Genomic DNA, 15918 nt, shown 5'->3' with positions numbered 1-15918 from the left:
CAGAACACCGAAAAACTCCACACTGGGGCAATGTTGACGCGGAGAGTATAATGGAGGGAGAACAATACCCAGGGGTGAAGGCACCATGCGCGATGTGGTCGTGGCCGGATTTTTGGCTTTGAAGGACTACGTGGCCACGCACGTTCTCACCTGTCTTGTGCCTGCCTTTCTCCTTGCAGGGGGCATCGTCAGCTTCATCAACCGGGAAGTTATCCTCGAATACCTCGGCGAGAAACGGTCGAAACTTTCCTCGTTCTCCCTGGCCAGCATAGCAAGCTTCTTTGTTGCCGCCTGTTCCTGCACGGTGATTCCTGTTGCCAGTGGTCTCTATTTTGGCGGTGCGACTGTTGGTGTTGCCTTCATCATCCTCTGGGTGGCCCCAGCCACCAATGTCCTTGCCCTCACCTACACTGGAAGCCTCCTTGGAGCCTCTATGGCCTTCGCCCGGGTGGTCGCGGCGATCATCATGGCTTTTCTTGTCGGCAGCATCATGAGCCTCGCTTTCCAGAGAGAGCACACAGTACCCGTGTCTTCCGAAGGAGGTAGTAGTCAGCCAAAAGGTGCGATTCTTGAGAGGCGAAGCGCCTTTCTCCTCTTCCTCGTTCTCCTTTCCCTTCTCCTCCCCAATTACCTCATTCGGAGCGGACCCTACCTCCACAAGGTCATCCTCTGGGCGGCACTGACTGCGATCTTCGCCACGTACGCAAAGCTTGCCTTTCCCCCGAAAGCCATACAGGAATGGCTTCGGGAAACCTTCTGGTTTGTGCGGCTCATCTTTCCCCTGCTTCTTCTTGGTGTTTTCGTGGTCGGCGTTATCGGAAAGCTCCTCCCTGAGACCTGGATTCGTACCTGGCTTGGGGGGAACAGCATCCGGTCCTCCTTCCTTGCCACGCTCATCGGTGCTGTAAGTTACTTCGCCACGCTCACCGAAGCGCCTTTCGTGAGCACCCTTATGAAACTCGGCATGGGCAAGGGACCAGCGCTGGCTCTCCTCCTCACTGGACCCGGCCTGAGCCTCCCCAACTGGCTGGCCATCGCCCGGGTCTTCGGGGGAAAGAAAGCTCTGGTGTACGTTGCGACCATTGTCCTCCTCGGTACAGTGGTCGGCTGGTTTTTCGGGAATTTCATTTTCGCTCCCTGAGGAGGTGGATACCCGTGAACATTGCCGTTTTCGGCATGGGATGCCCGAAGTGCAAGGCAACTGAACACAACGTCCGAGAAGCGTGCAGGGCCCTGGGGATTGATGCAGAGGTGACTCACGTTGCCGACCCCAGAGAGTTCGCTAAAATGGGAGTCCGCATGACCCCTGCCGTGGTCGTTGACGGAACGGTGCTCTTTTCCGGGAAAGTCCCAACCGTTGAGGAGCTCAAAGAAGCCCTTCAAAAACTCCGTTCGTGAGACCATGAAGAAAGCGTCATGCCCTGTATGCCACAGTGAGGGTCAGAACGTTCTGGCCCTCACTGTGAAGCACCTGGTGAGGGAGGCCCTGAGGGACACCGTACACGAAACGACGACTTACCACCTTTGCCTCAATCCACATTGCCCGGTGGTCTACTTTGATGCCTCTGGGAAGACCCTGAAGAAAGAAGACCTCAAGATTCCCGTATGGTACAAGGACGGAGCTTTTCCGAAGTACATCTGTTACTGCAGTCGGGTCACGGAAGAGGAGATACGCTCTGCCATCCGCCAGGGAGCAAGAACCCTAGAAGACATCCAGAGGATGACCGGCGCCGGAAGTAAGGGGTTTTGTCTTACTGAGAATCCTTCAGGACGGTGCTGTCACGGAGAAATCGCAAAAATCCTTGAGAAAGCTTGCAGGGTATCGCCACAGAGCCAGTAGTAACCCTTGAAAGATTCCCCTTCAGAATCTATAATGTTGCAAAAAGTGAATACCGTCCGTTGAGGGTGCCTTAAGGCTTAAAAGGGAAAGCGGTGAAAATCCGCTGCAGCCCCCGCTACTGTATACGGCGACGAATCCCAACCACTGGGGAACACCTGGGAAGGTGGGAGGAGGATGACCCGTGAGCCAGGAGACCTGCCCTCAACGATGCTAACCCTTCGGAGGGAAGGGCAATGGCAAAGATACTGCCCCTCTTTCTGGAGGGGCATTTTTGTTCCTCAAAGGAGGTGGACCCTGTGCGTGTTCTTCTCGTGGCTCTCTTTAGTGCAGCAGGTTTTCTCTTTTGCACTTCCCCCGTGTACGCCATGCACATCTCAGAGGGATTCCTGCCACCCCTGTGGTGCGGGGTGTACTTCGCCCTGAGTGCTCCCCTGGTCTTTCTGGGGTTTCTGCAGGTGCGAAGGATGCAGGATCCCCACACCAGAATGTTCCTTGCCCTGGCCGGAGCGTACATTTTCCTCCTCTCTGCCCTGAAACTGCCCTCGGTCACCGGTTCCTGTTCCCACCCCACAGGGACAGGACTCTCAAGCATTCTCTTCGGTCCTGTGGTCACCGCTTTTCTCTCGTCTCTTGTCCTCCTCTTCCAGGCGCTCCTTTTAGCCCATGGGGGCATCACCACCCTGGGAGCCAACATCCTCTCCATGGGCATTGCGGGACCCCTCACAGGATTCCTGGTGTTCCAGCTCCTGCGAAGATACCGTTTGACTGTGGCCGTCTTCTTTGCCGCCTTCACAGCTGACCTTGCCACCTACGTGGTTACCTCTTTTCAGCTTGCCCTGGCTTTTCCGGGACGGTCTTTCCTCCTCTCCTTCGCCAGGTTCATGGCCCTTTTTGCCGTCACCCAGGTCCCCCTGGCCGTCATGGAGGGGCTTTTGACCGTGGCGCTTTTTGAATACCTCCGGGCCCGAATGGGCGCTGAACTTACCCGTCTGGGGGTGAGGATAGCATGAAGGGGAAGATTCTCCTGCTTTTCCTCTGCTGCGTGGTGCTCTTTTTCGTTTCTCTCCGCCTTGGACAGCACCAGGGAGATCTTGCAGGAGCCGATGAAGAAGCCCAGGCACTCATTCAGGAAATCGCCCCGGATTTCAGCCCCTGGTTCTCCCCCCTCTGGGAACCACCCTCAGGGGAAATCGAAACCCTGATTTTTGCCCTGCAGGCAGCTACAGGAGGGCTCATCATCGGGTACATCCTCGGGAAGCGAAGCACGCACTGATGTTCCGGCACGTTGTGATGTTCGCCTGTGAAAGTCGGGGGCGCACCATGCACCCGGGGGAGAAAATGCTCGTCGTGTTTTTCCCCATCGTCCTTTTGGGATTCTCAAGAAGTGGTGCGCTCCTTGCCGCAAACATTGGGCTTTTCCTTTCCCTCCACCTCTTCTTCCGAACACCCTGGCGGTGGGTCCTGCGCTCCACACTCACCCTCCTGGGCTTTGTCGGTAGTTCCAGTTTTGTCCTTCTTCTTGAATACCCCCTGGATTTCGTCCTCCTTGTGGTCCTCCGCGCCGCTTTCTCGGCTTTCGCCCTGACCTTCTTTCTCTTCACCACTCCCCCGGGGGATATCTTCCTCTTTCTCTCACGCTTCCGGACACTTCGGGAGTTCTGTACCATCGCCCAGGGCATGGAACACTTCATCCTTGTCCTTGAAGAGGAATACCACCGTCTCGTGGTGACCATAGGTCTTCGGGGAGGATTCCGGACCTGGCGCCTTGCCATCCGAAACAGCGGAAAGATTGGAGCACTCCTTTTCAAGAATGCCCTCACCCACTACGAGAGGACGAAAGAAGCTCTTGACTCACGCCTCTTCCCCGGCTTCATCCCCTCCTGGGAGAAGCCATACACGTTCTCAGGGAGGCGCCTTGCCGTCATCCTGGCGTACATTGCCGGTCTGGGCTGCGCTGTAGCCTTCCTTTCATGACCTCAGATAACGTCTTCCGGGTCGAAAACCCCACCCAGAAAGAGGAGCGCTCCCGTCCTGTCATCCCGTATGGCGAAAAAGAAAGGGCGGTTGACCACCATGGTGAAGGTCTCCCCCATTCCCCTCGACACCACCACGGCCGAGGCCGCTGAAGCCTCGGTGCCTTCTTCGTGCACTTCCACAAAAGCCCGGTGCACGACGCTACTTATGTAGGCCTCACCCTCAAGGAGGTTGCAGAAATCCGCCCCGGGCACCAGCGCAGGGCCCATCCCCAGGCGTTTCAGCACATCCCGGAGCTCCTTCGCACCATACGCGAGACGGAACCTGGGCAGGCTCACCGTCCCCTCCCGCTCCCGAAACCCCCTTACCAGAGCCTCCCAGCGTTCCCAGCTCAGGGAACGGATGAAATCCTCAAGGTCTACACCGGGGTCGGGAAGGAAGAGGTACATGCCGAACCGTCCTTCTTTTCCGTAGGGGATGGCCACCGCCTGGAAATCCTCTCCCTTAAGGTACCGATAGACCCCCGACCGGGTCATGAACAGACAGGTTTTCGTTCCTCCCTCGGGAAGGAAAAATGGACCGGGCCTCGTTTCACCCCTGTCGAAAGCCACCGTCCAGGCGCCTCGGAAAAACACTGCACTCGTGACGATCACAAGAGTTTCCGGGTCGATACGCTCGAGAATCTGCTCGATTGTTCCTTTAGTGTGCTCTCGAACCCAGCCGTTCACTGCCTCAAGGGCTCCGGGATGGGCGACGTCGAGCACCCTCACCTCGGCACCGTATCCCTCCCTGCCTGCGGAGAGGAACTCCTCCCTGACCGGCAAACCCTGCCTGACCCAGAGGGCGCAGGCTTTGTGAAGCAATACCCCGGGGTCTTCCTCGTGAAGGCTTCCAAGAAGCGCCGCATGGCCCTCCTGGACTTCCCGAAGCCCAAGACCCTCAAGGCCAAGCGCCAGGGCTATGGATTTCTGGGTTTCCCCACAGGCTCCGGCACAGGTTACGGCCAGAGGCAGAAAAAGGCCAAAAGGCGAGAGGGCGACGTTCCCCGTCTCTTCATCAAGGAGCCTCGAAAACAGACGGAACCCAAAATCCCCCTGGGCAGCAACCACCCGCGCCTGAAGATCCGGGTCATCCCCCGCAAGGGGCAGAATGCCCAGCTGCCCGTCGTTCTCGTTGTAGAAAAACAGGGCACTCTTCTCGTACCGACTGAGCATGAGGAATCCGGGGGTGTAGTGTTTCAGAGAAAAGCGCTGGGGGTTCGGTTCAAACTCCGGGTGAGCCCATCCCCCCACTTCGTGCTGCCAGCAGGTGCCGTCAAAGGAGAAGTGAGAGACCTCCACCGGAACACCTTCTGAGGCCAGAACCTCGACCTCCGGCCCTCCCAGCCCCCGCAGGATGCCAAGACCCGGGATGCGTTCCTCCTGAAGGAGACGGGAACCGGAGAAGGTCACAGCCCCAAGGTAGCCGTCGTTCTCGTTCCCCACAATGAGCCCGAGCCGCCCATACCGGGCCACGAGGAAGAAGAACATCCCGTAGTGGGGGATGCGGTACCGTTTGGGATTCTCCTGAAACTCAGGACGGGCATAGCCGGCAACCTCGTCGTGGAGGTATGCTCCTTCCGCCCAGAGGCCCACCTCCACCGGTCCACCCAGAGAGCGAACCTCAAACTCCTCCCCTACCCTCGTCACCCGGGCAAGACCATCCACCTCAAGCTCGGTGAAAGGACCTCCCTGGAAAACCCGGTACATCAGGTACCCGTCGTTCTCCCGCAGGAAGACGAGGTACACCTTCTCATAGCGGGCAAGAAGGAGCACGCAGGTCCGGTAGTGGGGTAAAGGGAAATACTGGGGGTTAGCCTGGAATTCCGGGCGGGCCCATCCTCCCACCTCGGTGTGGAAATACAGCTGCTTCTCCTCTTCCCACCCGGCGATGAAAGTGTTCCCCCGGACCTCCACCCCCTGCGAAGGTCTTTCGGGAGTGGCACTCCCTGCAAGGATGAGGTACGAAACCTCAACCGGCTGTGCAGGATTTCGGGCCTGCACCTCAAGGACGTAATCTGTGGCCCAGAAGAGGCGGTGGTCGGGGTTTGGCACGGCTACAAGGCGCACGAACTCGGGGTCATCGATGAGCACAATGTGCTCCCAGGGCAGGGCGAAGACCCCTCCACGGTGAAGGAAAAGCAACACCGGAAACAAAAGAACCAGAAGGAAACGCTTCATCCTCTCCCCTCCTCTCTGTGCTGCTTTTTCCAGTATACACCACCTTGGTCCTTGGTCAGTGCCAATCTCCTCTCATCGTTCACTTTTTCCTTTGACTTTTCCCAGAATCATCCAGAGGAAAAACAAGGTTGGGGAGAAAAGAGCGTCAGGGGAATATCCCTGAGCAGGTTGGCAACGATTTTTATTTTCTCCTGCTAAAATAGTGGCAAAAACACCTTGGGGGGATACACCATGATACGGGGCTTTCACTCAGTGCGGGGGAAGATGCTCGTTTTCATCCTCATCCCGGTGGTTGCGGCTCTTCTGGGTATCGTGGTGTGGCAGAACCTGCAAAGCCGCAACCGTGCCTACGAGAACGCCCGGGCGGTGATGGAGGCTACTGCCAGGGAATTGGCCAATGAAGCCGATGCCATCCTGGAAGTGGCCATGAATGCCGCCAGGACCATGGCTCAAGGATTTTCAGCCTTTGAGTCCATCCCGCAGGAGCACCGGCGGGAGGTCCTGAGGGGAATGTTACGGAAAATCCTGGAAGAGAATGAGGATTTTTTAGGGACGTGGGCGTGCTTTGAGCCCAACGCCTTAGACGGTCTGGATGAAAAATACCGGGGAACTGAAGGACACGATGAGACCGGTCGCTTCATCCCCTATTTTTTCCGGGATCAGGGAAAAATCTCCGAAGAACCCCTCCGGGATTATGAAACCCCGGGAGCCGGAGACTACTACCTTTTAGCCCGAAACTCCGGGAACGAGGTGCTCCTTGAGCCCTACGAGTACGAAATCGCTGGAAAAAAGACCCTCCTGACCACCTTCTCGGTACCCATCCGCAAAAACGGGGTAGTGGTGGGGGTGGCCGGCGTGGACATCGCCCTTGACACCCTGAACGAGCGATTCAGCGGCAAAAGGGTTCTCGGGAGCGGCTTCCTGCGCCTGGTCTCGGCTAAGGGTATCGTGGTCGCCCACCCCCAGGAAGACCGCATCGGGAAAATCTGGGGAGAGGTCAAAGATAACTCTGCGGCGGTGATTCTGGAGCGAATGAAAAGAGGAGAAGTGTATACCGGGGTAGAATACTCCGAAGCTTTGAAAAAGTACACCCTCAAGACCTTTGTCCCCTTTTTCGTGGGGGATACCCGGGAGCCCTGGATTGCCGGAACAGTGGTTCCCCAGGAAGAGGTCTTTGCCCAGGCCAACCGGGATTTCCTCCGGTCGATTCTCATAGCAATTGCTGGAGCGGTGGCAATAGGGCTTCTCATCTTTGTGGTCTCCGGGGCCATCGGTCGCCCCTTACAGGTCCTGGCCCGGGTGGCCGAACAGGTGTCCCGGGGAGACCTGCGGGTGGAAGTTCGAGCAGTCCGCAGCCGCGACGAAGTAGGAGTGCTCGCCCGAGCGCTCTCCACCATGGTGCAGAACTTGCAGGACACGATTTCCCGGATTACCAACACTGCTTCCACTCTGGCTGCTTCTTCGGAGGAGCTTTCTTCGTCTATCGGTGAGATTTCTCGAGCAACCCAGGAGATTACGAAAACCATTGCCCAGGTTGCTGACGGAGCAAACCGCCAGGGAGAGGAGCTCCAGAAGCTCAACGAACGGGTCCATGAGGTGAGTGATGAGGCGAAGAACATCGAGGAACTCTCGAAGAAGAACCTCAACCTCCTTGAGGTGACGCTCAAAGAAAGGATTGGGAGAAACGCCGAAGCCCTTGATGAGGTCACGAGGAACATCGAGGAGGCGGTACGTGAGGGTGGAAGCGTTGCCGATGAGGCAGAGAAAGGCCGGGGGGCCTTGAACCTCCTTGTGGAGAACATCGAACGCATTGCCCGGATCTCCCAGGAGGTGGGCCAGAGCATCGCCAAGCTCGAGGGCCGCTCTCAGGAGATTGGACGGATTGTGGACGTCATCACCGGGATTGCGGAACAGACGAACCTCCTCGCCCTCAATGCTGCCATTGAGGCTGCCAGAGCCGGAGAGGCAGGGAGAGGCTTTGCGGTGGTGGCCGAAGAGGTGCGGAAACTCGCCGAAAGCTCGGCTCAAGCTGCCCAGCAGATTGCCCAGCTCATCGCCGAAATCCAGAAGGACACCCAGGATGCTGTGCACCGCATGGACCGGACAAGCGCTGAGGTGGCAGAGGGTGTCTCCCAGGTCCAGAACGTGGTCCGGGGGCTCCAGAACATCATCGACGCCATCGGAAAGGTCCGGGAGGCCATTGCCCGGATCAGCGCCTCCCGGGATGTCCTTGAGGAGACCCGGAAGGACATGGAGGGGGTGCAGAACGAGGTCATCCGCTTCTCCGGGGACATTGCCAGGGCTGTGGCGGTCATCACCGAGAACATCGCCGCCATTGCCGAGCAGGTGGCCGCTCTTGCTGCCATTGCTGAGGAGAACGCTGCTTCAAGCGAAGAGGTCTCCGCATCCACCGAGGAGCAGAGCGCTTCCCTTGAGGAGATCGCTTCAGCAGTGGAAGCTCTGGCTAGACTAGCCGAAGAATTGAGGAATTCCGTGGACCGATTCCAGGTGTAAATTTCGGTGCCGCAAACGAAACCTTCGTTTGCGGCACTCTTTCCCCAAAGGCATGTAACCCGGAAGTCTCAGCCTGGAGAATATCTGAAGTTCAGGCAGGGTGGTGGGAACCCTCCCCATCCTCCCGGGAATAGAGAGCCTGCAACGGTTCCGGAGGAATCCCGAGGTTTTTAGCACGGTCTCCCGGCCTCCCTGTTCCTCACAGGATGTTCCCTCTTTACGGAGGATAGCCCCCTCGAGGACTCCTTTCCTCCCCGTTTTCCTCAAGGATGGTCCTGAACACGTTCCCGGGGAATACGTGGTACAATGGATGGAGAAAGTATTCTGGCAAGGAGGGGACAAGATGTCACAAATTCGTTTTCTGGTGGTTGTTTTCACCCTCTGCGTGGTGTTTGCGGGAGCCCAGGGGCTTTGCGCTGCAGAAACCCAAAAAACCGCCACAGAGTTTTTCTCAGACGGTGACCTCATCAGTGGCTGGTACTGGTTGCGGGATCCTTCGTTCAACCAGGTTGCCGAGTGGGTGTTTGAGGGGATACCCGAAGGGATAGAAGACCTGGTGCTTGACCTTGAGGTTCTGGCCACCAGCCGGGCCGATGGCCCCCGGGGGGTTGACGCTCGTTTCTTCCTCTCCTACGGTATTCCTCCACAGGGAAGACAGGGAGGGCTCATCGTGGGAACAAAGGAGGTCTTCCTCCCCAATGTTTCGCCACCTCACGACCCGGTGGGGTACACCTGCCGGGGACGCGTGACCATCCCCCGGAAGAACCTGGAACGTGCCTCGGTCCTCTGGATACGGGTTCACCGGAACCCCGGGCCGTTCCTTTCCGGAAAAAGTCCCTCCACCGTCCATGTGGCTTTCCGGAAAGAGAGCGTCACGCTCCTTTTGAGCGGGGAGACCCAGGAGGGAGCTGGAAGTGGCTTTGCCGAACCGGATGCCGAAAGAAGAGAGAACGCGGTGGCGATTACACCGGGTACAATAAGCGGTGACCTGGGATATAGACGCAGCGACGGCTCCATTGACTCGGCTGACTGGTACCGCTTCCCGGCAGAACAGGGGCAAATCATCACCCTCTCCCTTGCCTTCCCTCAGGGAGCTTCCTTCTCCCTCTCCCTCTACCCTCCCGGTTCGGGAAGTAGCGTGGGGAGCGTGGTGACAGTGGGGAACAGGAAGTCCCTGGAGTACGTGGCCGGGGAAAGCGGGGAGTGGTTCGTACGGGTATATCGCTTGCGCGGAGCGGGGGAATACAGCTTGAACCTTGCAATTGCCAACCAGAACGATGCCGGAAGCGGTCAAGACGCCGGGAACAACCGCTGGGATGCCCTCCGTATCGGGGAAGGGACCTGGCAGGGATTTTTGAAGAGCGCTGACTCGACTGACTGGTATCGTTTTCCGGTGGAGAAAGGGCAAATCATTCGTCTCTCCCTCACCTTCCCTCAGGGGGCTTCGTTAACCCTTTCTCTCTACCCTCCTGATTCGGGAAGTAGCGTGGGGAATGTGACAACCAGAGGAAACACAAAATCTCTGGAGTATGTGGCCGGGAAAAGCGGGGAGTGGTTCGTACGGGTTTCTCGCCTGCAAGGCGCGGGGGAATATGAGCTGACCATTGGGAAAGAGGCTATGGCGACACCAACGCCCACCCCCACCCACACGCCGCAACCCACTCCCACCTCCACTCCCCAGCCTCCAACGGAGGTCACTCCTCCCCCGGATCTTGCCACACCTCCGCCTTTTGCCGGGTACCTGATTACCGTGGTGACCGGGGACAAAACGGGTGCCGGAACAGATGCCAACGTTTACATCACCCTCTACGGGGAGAAGGGGAAATCGAGGGAACTCCTCCTCGATAACCCCCAGCGCAACGACTTTGAGCGGAACCAGACGGATACCTTCACCATCCCTCCTTCCCAGGTCGCCGACCTGGGAGCTATCCGCCAGGTCTACCTTCGCCATGACGGGAGTGGCGTTGCCCCGGGATGGTACGTGGCATCTGTTACCGTAACGAACGTCGCCACCGGGGAGAAGTACCGGTTCATCTTCAACCGCTGGCTGGCCACCGATGAAGAAGACGGCGCGCTGGGTGCCTTCCGGGAATGCCTCCCCACCACCAAACAAACCTTCACCCCTCCCTACTCTGACACACGGGTGTGGACCCATAAAGTCGGTAATGCCGACTGCAGAGCCTCGGCCAACAGAGAATCCGGTGGCATTGCCTTCTACATCGACGCCTGGGTGGGCGGGTCCACCGCCACGTCCGGGCAGTCCATCTGGGTGAGCACCTCCCGTCCGGCGACCCTCATTGTGACCCCCACCATCAAATACGTGGGCGGAACGTACAATTTCGCCCTCGCCTCTTTCTCTGAGCTTGAGCTCTTCTGCGAGGTCAACGGGAATCTCTACCGCACTGGCATATCTCCAGCTTTCACCGGCCCGGTCGTCCTCGACAAGGTGCTGTCCCTTGCGCTCCTTGCGGCAGGGGGGCTCGCCCCGCAGAACGCCCGGAGTATTGTGGACCTCATCGCCACCGGGTACAGTCTCACCCAGCTTTCGGCAGCCCTGCAACAGCTTGAAGCAGCCGGAAACGTCGCTACCGTGCGGAGGAGTTTCACCGTAGAAGCTCAACAGGGCCTGAACAAAATCTCTGTGGGTTTGCGGGGTAATGCCTCGGGGGTGGCAACCGGCTCGGCCTTTGTGATTGTGGGTGGACAGGTGACATCAATCGAGGTAGAGGGAATACCGTAAGAAGATCCCGGTGCAAACCCGGGCTTCCGCTTTTTTCCGTCCCCACTCCCCGTGTGGGTAGCCGCCGGATGTTACCGTATCCAGGCAACGACGTTCCGGTTCCTTGGAGGAGCCTCCCCAAGGCAATCCAGGGCGTACCCCAGGGCCACTGCCCAGAGGGGTCGGTACCCTTCGGGAATCTGCAAAAGCCTCCGGTACACCTCGCCCTCAGGGCTTGAGAAAAGGAGCTCCACAAAGCCAATCCAGCAGGAAGCTACACCCAGAGATTTCGCCGCAAGGAGCATGTTCTCGGTCGCCGCCGCACAGTCCACCGGGGCAGAGGGATGGTCTTCTTTTCCCAAGACCAGTATCACCGTTTTAGCATGGTGAAAAACGTGAAAGTCCTCCCGTCTGGCGCGGCTTTCAAGAAACTCGTCCCCTGAGGAGAGCATGATGCTCTTTGTGGCCTCGTTCATCTCCTCAAGAAGCCCCTCGTTCTCAATAACGGTGAAAAACCAGGGCTGTCCGTTCCGGGCCGAAGGGGCAAAGACCGCAGCCTCAAGAATGGCCCGGATTTTCTCCTCTTCCACCTTTTTTGGGGAATACGCCCGGACACTCCGTCGGGTTCTGATGGTCTCCATCACCGCATCTTCGAGAAAACTCTCCATAGCCCTTCCTCCTGAAAGGACAGAACCTCACCGTTTCAGTTCTTCCCGCATCCTCTCGTACTCTTCCCTCGTGATCTCCCCCCGGGCATAGCGGCGCTTGAGAATCTCGATGGGGTCCTCCTCAAAGAACCTGGAAGGGCGAAACATGTGCCTCCCGGCCCAGAAAAGGAGAAAGAGCAGGCAGAAAAGGCAGAGGAGTATCACAACGCCTGCGAGAATCCTCCCCCAGAAAAACCACCCCCAGGGGGAGTAACAGTAGCCCCAGAAGGGGACCCAGAACAACCCGTGTCCGTGCATACCACCGCCTCCAGGGAAATTATACACCGGGTTTCTGGAGGGATTTGTGACCAGAATGTGTCGCAATTGTGAAATCTCTCCGATGCAGCGGGGAAGTCCTCAAGAGGAGTCAGCGCCGACGAAATGGACCCACAGGAGTCAAAGGAACCGGACAATTTTCGAGTTCTCTACATTCTTGAATGCCGCCGGGCATCGGCTTACTGCCACGAAGCCGTACCACCAGGCGAGCCACAGGAGTAGCCACAGAAGCCGTCCTCTTCGCCACCTTCAGCCGGAGTGACCAGCAATACACCTCCACTGATCCCCGGGCGCGATCCCGCTCACCTGAGTCTGCCCGGGCCCTGGAAATAACCGGACTTCGGCCCCATTATAGCGAATGTGTCTTCGGCCTGCACAAAGACTAGTTCGACCCCGGAGAGATCCCTAATAGCACCTCAAGAAGTGCATCCCAATAAAAGACGCGCCGCTTTGTGGAATCTCTGGGGAATTTGCTGGAAAGCATTCCAGGCATTTACCCCGGGGCAACAGGGCACCTTTCTTTTACAATGTCCCTCATCACTGTCCCGGAGGTGTTGAGGATGCAGCGGAAAATTCTGGGAGTGTTCCTCACCGCCCTTCTGATCTTTGTCCTCCCGGCGTGGGGAGGAACCGAAGAAAAACCCATCACAACCATAAGGGAACTCCTCCGCAACCCCCAGGCGTACTTCTTCAAGGAGGTCACTTTGAAGGGAGACGTTATCCAGGTTCTGAGCAAAGAAGCTGCGGAAAAAGGGAAAGACGAGGTTACCTGGCTCATTCTGCTTAATGACTGGAGCACCACCGGCGTAGCTATAATCATGGGCGTAACCTCAAAAGACGGGGCAAAACCGGTTCAGGGGGACAGAATCAGAATCTCTTGTTCCGTGATTTCCTACACAGTCTACGAGACGGTTTTAAAAACCACCAACGAAGCCATCATCTGCCTCCATATTGAAGAGAAGCACGGCCCCATCGTTTTTCTCAACTAACCCAGAAACCCCACCGGTCCCGGGGACTCAAGCCAGAAAGGTCCCCGGGATTTTCAGCTTTGCCTCTCCTCCCACTCCACCGTACAGCCGTAATCGCGCAAAAGCTTCTCAAGATCCTGCTTCAGCCGCCGCATTGCCCCTGTGGGGTCATCGACCCGAAGAAGGACCGTGGCTCCTTGCAGCTCCCGCAGCCTTTGCGCAGCTTGAAGCAGAGGATACAGGATATTCGCGCTGGTCCGCACCGTAAGCGTTATCGCCCCTGACTCAGGGGAGGAAACCGCGGTTCCCGGCTCTTTTTCCTGTTTTTTGGGAGACGCAATCAGAACCACGTTGCCGTTTTTCAGTACCTCCTCCGGGACTTCCTCGCCCACAAAAGTCCTGCTACCGGCCTGAACCCCAAAAATCCCCTGCCGCACACCTTCCCGGATAGCTCCTGTGATGGCTTCCTTAGGGTTTTTCAAAAGCGGCTGGCCCACCACACCCGTGAAGATGGTGTTCACCTGAGAGAGCGAGACCTCGCCGCCGTTCTCCTGAAGCACTCCCTGCAGGTACTCCGGAGCAATCCGTTCCAGGAGAATGCCGTTTTTCTCCAGGAGCTGTCTTGCGTACTCATCAAGGGTCTTTACTCCTGGGAACGCCGAAGTCGCAGACGATACCTTCTTCACTCCGGAAACGCCCGGACGGTAGACATCCTGGTACATCTTCAGGAAAAGGCCTTCAATACCCGTTCGTTTTTCCCTGAGCTGCTCCTGCACCTGTTCCCGGTCCTCGGGTTCCATTTCCCTGAAAGACGGCGAATGGGCGACTTCTTCAAGAGCCAGGTATCGCCGGACCAGCCCCTGCAGGGCCGCAAGTTGTGTGGTATCAGGGGCAAGGAAAACGAGCATGTTCTTATTGGTGCGGATATTGCCCCCCACCGACTCAAGCGCCTGCACCATCCACTCCTCGGGATTGGTCACCCCCGGGGGAAGGATGACAAGGGTGGGCTGCGCGCAATCGGGAACAGACTGCGGTTCCCCGGGGGCTACCACAACCTGGAAAACACCTTTCCCCTTGCCCGATACCTCCACAAGCCACTCCGCGATTTTCCCCTCCACCTGCTCATCGGTGATTTCGTTCTCAAAGTCCAGAATCATTTTGTTCAGGTTTGGCCTGGCGCTAAAGAGGTACCGCCGATCCCGGTAGCGCAAGTACCACAGGCGCTCGCGAAGACGTCCCAGGACCTCTGAGACCATGGCGGGATTGACCTCAGGACGCAGAAGGGCAGTACGAATCTCCTCCTCCGTTGCCCCTGCGTCACGGGTGGCGGCAGAAATGCTGTACAGGAAAATACACGTCGCCGCTCCCCGACCGAGCTGTTCCCGGTGGTATTCGCCGCCCAGTGCCCGATCAACCTCCTGCGACCGTCCCAGAACATCCCCGGTCACGATGGCGTCGAAGCCGCTATCGAGAAGCCGCACCACCTCCCCCCGGATATGCCGGTCAGCAAGGTCAACGTGGTGTGGCTGAATCAGGATAGCCGAACCCGGCCGCTGACTCCAGAGGCGCCGCAGAACCAGGGCCAGAAGCCGCAGGGCTCCCCGGGTGCGCTGGAACTGCGGGTGCGGCCCCCAGCGTTCATAAAGCAAATCGATGAGTTCAGGATGGAAAGGATAGGCCGCCAGCATCCGCTCCCTGTAATCCGGAGAACGCAGGCGGTCGGGGAAAAAGCGAGCGTATTCATCGTAGTAGTCCCGCAGGGCTTCTACAGCTTTTCTGTGGTCCCGCTCGCTCCCCGTATTCTGGAAGAGCCGCCGCCGCAGGACTCCAAAGATTTCATCCTGAGCCACCGGTGTCTCCACAAGCTCCATCCGCCCCAGGACCTTTTTGGCGTACTGGAAAAGCCGTTCCGCCACCTCCTGACTCTCCGCAGGAATCTCAAGAGAAGAGGCCGGCAAGGCCAGGACGAGCACACTCCGGGGCGTGGCGCTCACTGCAGAGGTGAGTTCCCCAAGGAACGTCCCGGTTTGCTCCATGAGACTGCTGTCTCCCACCCTCACCGCCCGGGCTTTCAAAAGATATTCCAGAACCTCATCCATGAGAACGAGAGCCGGCTGGTAGCGTTCGAAAAGTTCGGTGAGCTGTCGCCCTCCGGGAGAGGTCAGCGTCCGGTCTGCTTCGGCAAGAAGCTCGTAACCCTCTCTCCCTCCAAGCTGGTATGCCAGCTCCCCCCAGAGGGTCCGGATGGTGAAACCTTCCGGCACCGTTCTCCCCCGTACATCAAGCCCCCGCCCGTCTAAAACCGCCACCCGGACGTCCCGGGGCAGAGCCTCAAGACCGAGCCGGTCGAGAATCGGTCGGAGCACCTCATGCTCATCCAGCGCCTCAGGAGAGCAAACGGCGTGGTACAGTGCGGTCATGGTGTGGGTTTTGCCACCACCAAAGGGGGTTTCAAGACGCAGTACCGGTGCACCCCGCCCCTTCCCCGAAAGCCTCCCCAGAACCCGCTCGAGCAAATCCGCAAGGGCCCGGGTCATGAAGGTCCGCAAGAAGAACCGCTCGGCGTCGGTGTAGTCCTTATCGGCCAGACCCTGCGCCACATGGAAGAGACTGATGGCAAAAAGGGAAGGGTCCGGATCTCGCGAGAACACATCAGGATGTGGCTCACAGACTTCCCAAACCCGTTTGACGCCCTTCATCA

The 15918-nt window shown here is 58.2% G+C and carries 13 protein-coding genes and 1 riboswitch; of the genes, 9 read left to right on the top strand and 4 right to left on the bottom strand.

Annotation, left to right across the window (positions count from 1 at the left end; translation table 11 throughout):
• The first annotated feature begins 85 nt into the window (after nt 1–85).
• The 6 genes from ACPT9Q_RS08165 to ACPT9Q_RS08140 all read left to right on the top strand — a co-directional run bounded on the left by ACPT9Q_RS08165 (nt 86) and on the right by ACPT9Q_RS08140 (nt 3814).
• Nucleotides 86–1141, top strand: a complete 1056-nt coding sequence (locus ACPT9Q_RS08165) for a permease (RefSeq protein ID WP_017873412.1) — start codon at nt 86–88, stop codon at nt 1139–1141.
• 14 nt (nt 1142–1155) lie between these two features.
• The gene (locus ACPT9Q_RS08160) at nt 1156–1398 is read left to right on the top strand and encodes an MTH895/ArsE family thioredoxin-like protein (protein ID WP_017873411.1); all 243 of its coding nucleotides are present in this window, start codon (nt 1156–1158) and stop codon (nt 1396–1398) included.
• Between the two features lie 4 nt (nt 1399–1402).
• Nucleotides 1403–1840, top strand: a complete 438-nt coding sequence (locus tag ACPT9Q_RS08155) for a (2Fe-2S)-binding protein (protein ID WP_427365544.1) — start codon at nt 1403–1405, stop codon at nt 1838–1840.
• Between the two features lie 46 nt (nt 1841–1886).
• Nucleotides 1887–2057, top strand: a riboswitch (cobalamin riboswitch).
• A 148-nt stretch (nt 2058–2205) separates the two neighbouring features.
• Nucleotides 2206–2850 carry an energy-coupling factor ABC transporter permease gene (locus ACPT9Q_RS08150; RefSeq protein ID WP_427366749.1) on the top strand — a complete coding sequence of 215 codons (645 nt, stop codon included), beginning with the start codon at nt 2206–2208 and terminating at the stop codon, nt 2848–2850.
• Nucleotides 2847–3113, top strand: a complete 267-nt coding sequence (locus ACPT9Q_RS08145; RefSeq protein ID WP_017873937.1) for an energy-coupling factor ABC transporter substrate-binding protein — start codon at nt 2847–2849, stop codon at nt 3111–3113. Before ACPT9Q_RS08150 ends, ACPT9Q_RS08145 begins: the two co-directional genes overlap by 4 nt.
• Nucleotides 3113–3814 carry an energy-coupling factor transporter transmembrane component T family protein gene (locus tag ACPT9Q_RS08140; protein ID WP_427365543.1) on the top strand — a complete coding sequence of 234 codons (702 nt, stop codon included), beginning with the start codon at nt 3113–3115 and terminating at the stop codon, nt 3812–3814. Before ACPT9Q_RS08145 ends, ACPT9Q_RS08140 begins: the two co-directional genes overlap by 1 nt.
• A 2-nt stretch (nt 3815–3816) precedes the next feature.
• On the opposite strand, the gene ACPT9Q_RS08135 is transcribed toward ACPT9Q_RS08140, so the two are convergent.
• Complete coding sequence (locus ACPT9Q_RS08135; RefSeq protein ID WP_427365542.1) at nt 3817–6033, bottom strand: serpin family protein; 2217 nt, start codon at nt 6031–6033, stop codon at nt 3817–3819.
• Between the two features lie 231 nt (nt 6034–6264).
• Between ACPT9Q_RS08135 and ACPT9Q_RS08130 the strand changes: the two genes are divergently transcribed.
• Complete coding sequence (locus ACPT9Q_RS08130) at nt 6265–8547, top strand: methyl-accepting chemotaxis protein (RefSeq protein WP_427365541.1); 2283 nt, start codon at nt 6265–6267, stop codon at nt 8545–8547.
• A 100-nt stretch (nt 8548–8647) separates the two neighbouring features.
• Nucleotides 8648–11287 carry a PLAT/LH2 domain-containing protein gene (locus ACPT9Q_RS08125; RefSeq protein WP_427365540.1) on the top strand — a complete coding sequence of 880 codons (2640 nt, stop codon included), beginning with the start codon at nt 8648–8650 and terminating at the stop codon, nt 11285–11287.
• A 71-nt stretch (nt 11288–11358) separates the two neighbouring features.
• Here ACPT9Q_RS08125 and ACPT9Q_RS08120 read toward each other — a convergent pair whose 3' ends face one another.
• Together ACPT9Q_RS08120 and ACPT9Q_RS08115 are read right to left on the bottom strand one after the other, a co-directional pair.
• The gene (locus ACPT9Q_RS08120; protein ID WP_427365539.1) at nt 11359–11934 is read right to left on the bottom strand and encodes a nitroreductase family protein; all 576 of its coding nucleotides are present in this window, start codon (nt 11932–11934) and stop codon (nt 11359–11361) included.
• A 27-nt stretch (nt 11935–11961) separates the two neighbouring features.
• Nucleotides 11962–12231 carry an SHOCT domain-containing protein gene (locus ACPT9Q_RS08115; RefSeq protein ID WP_427365538.1) on the bottom strand — a complete coding sequence of 90 codons (270 nt, stop codon included), beginning with the start codon at nt 12229–12231 and terminating at the stop codon, nt 11962–11964.
• A gap of 578 nt (nt 12232–12809) precedes the next feature.
• Here ACPT9Q_RS08115 and ACPT9Q_RS08110 point away from each other — a divergent pair.
• Nucleotides 12810–13238: a hypothetical protein gene (locus tag ACPT9Q_RS08110; RefSeq protein ID WP_427365537.1), complete on the top strand. Its 429-nt coding sequence runs from the start codon at nt 12810–12812 to the stop codon at nt 13236–13238.
• A 53-nt stretch (nt 13239–13291) separates the two neighbouring features.
• On the opposite strand, the gene ACPT9Q_RS08105 is transcribed toward ACPT9Q_RS08110, so the two are convergent.
• Complete coding sequence (locus tag ACPT9Q_RS08105) at nt 13292–15916, bottom strand: ATP-binding protein (RefSeq protein ID WP_427365536.1); 2625 nt, start codon at nt 15914–15916, stop codon at nt 13292–13294.
• Between the last annotated feature and the right edge of the window lie 2 nt (nt 15917–15918).

The sequence above is a fragment of the Candidatus Caldatribacterium saccharofermentans genome (assembly GCF_050267035.1).
In the GTDB taxonomy this organism is placed as follows: Bacteria; Atribacterota; Atribacteria; order Atribacterales; family Caldatribacteriaceae; genus Caldatribacterium; species Caldatribacterium saccharofermentans.
The sequence above is the reverse complement of the archived record's forward strand: the minus strand, read 5'-3'. Positions and strand labels throughout refer to the sequence as shown.

Bases quoted from the DNA above. Each gene is read 5' to 3' on its own strand.
- ACPT9Q_RS08150 (WP_427366749.1), top strand. From the start codon at position 2,206: ATGCACATCTCAGAGGGATTCCTGCCACCCCTGTGGTGCGGGGTGTAC.
- ACPT9Q_RS08130 (WP_427365541.1), top strand. From the start codon at position 6,265: ATGATACGGGGCTTTCACTCAGTGCGGGGGAAGATGCTCGTTTTCATC.
- ACPT9Q_RS08115 (WP_427365538.1), bottom strand. From the start codon at position 12,231: ATGCACGGACACGGGTTGTTCTGGGTCCCCTTCTGGGGCTACTGTTAC.
- ACPT9Q_RS08135 (WP_427365542.1), bottom strand. From the start codon at position 6,033: ATGAAGCGTTTCCTTCTGGTTCTTTTGTTTCCGGTGTTGCTTTTCCTT.
- ACPT9Q_RS08155 (WP_427365544.1), top strand. From the start codon at position 1,403: ATGAAGAAAGCGTCATGCCCTGTATGCCACAGTGAGGGTCAGAACGTT.
- ACPT9Q_RS08165 (WP_017873412.1), top strand. From the start codon at position 86: ATGCGCGATGTGGTCGTGGCCGGATTTTTGGCTTTGAAGGACTACGTG.
- ACPT9Q_RS08110 (WP_427365537.1), top strand. From the start codon at position 12,810: ATGCAGCGGAAAATTCTGGGAGTGTTCCTCACCGCCCTTCTGATCTTT.
- ACPT9Q_RS08105 (WP_427365536.1), bottom strand. From the start codon at position 15,916: ATGAAGGGCGTCAAACGGGTTTGGGAAGTCTGTGAGCCACATCCTGAT.
- ACPT9Q_RS08140 (WP_427365543.1), top strand. From the start codon at position 3,113: ATGTTCCGGCACGTTGTGATGTTCGCCTGTGAAAGTCGGGGGCGCACC.
- ACPT9Q_RS08120 (WP_427365539.1), bottom strand. From the start codon at position 11,934: ATGGAGAGTTTTCTCGAAGATGCGGTGATGGAGACCATCAGAACCCGA.
- ACPT9Q_RS08145 (WP_017873937.1), top strand. From the start codon at position 2,847: ATGAAGGGGAAGATTCTCCTGCTTTTCCTCTGCTGCGTGGTGCTCTTT.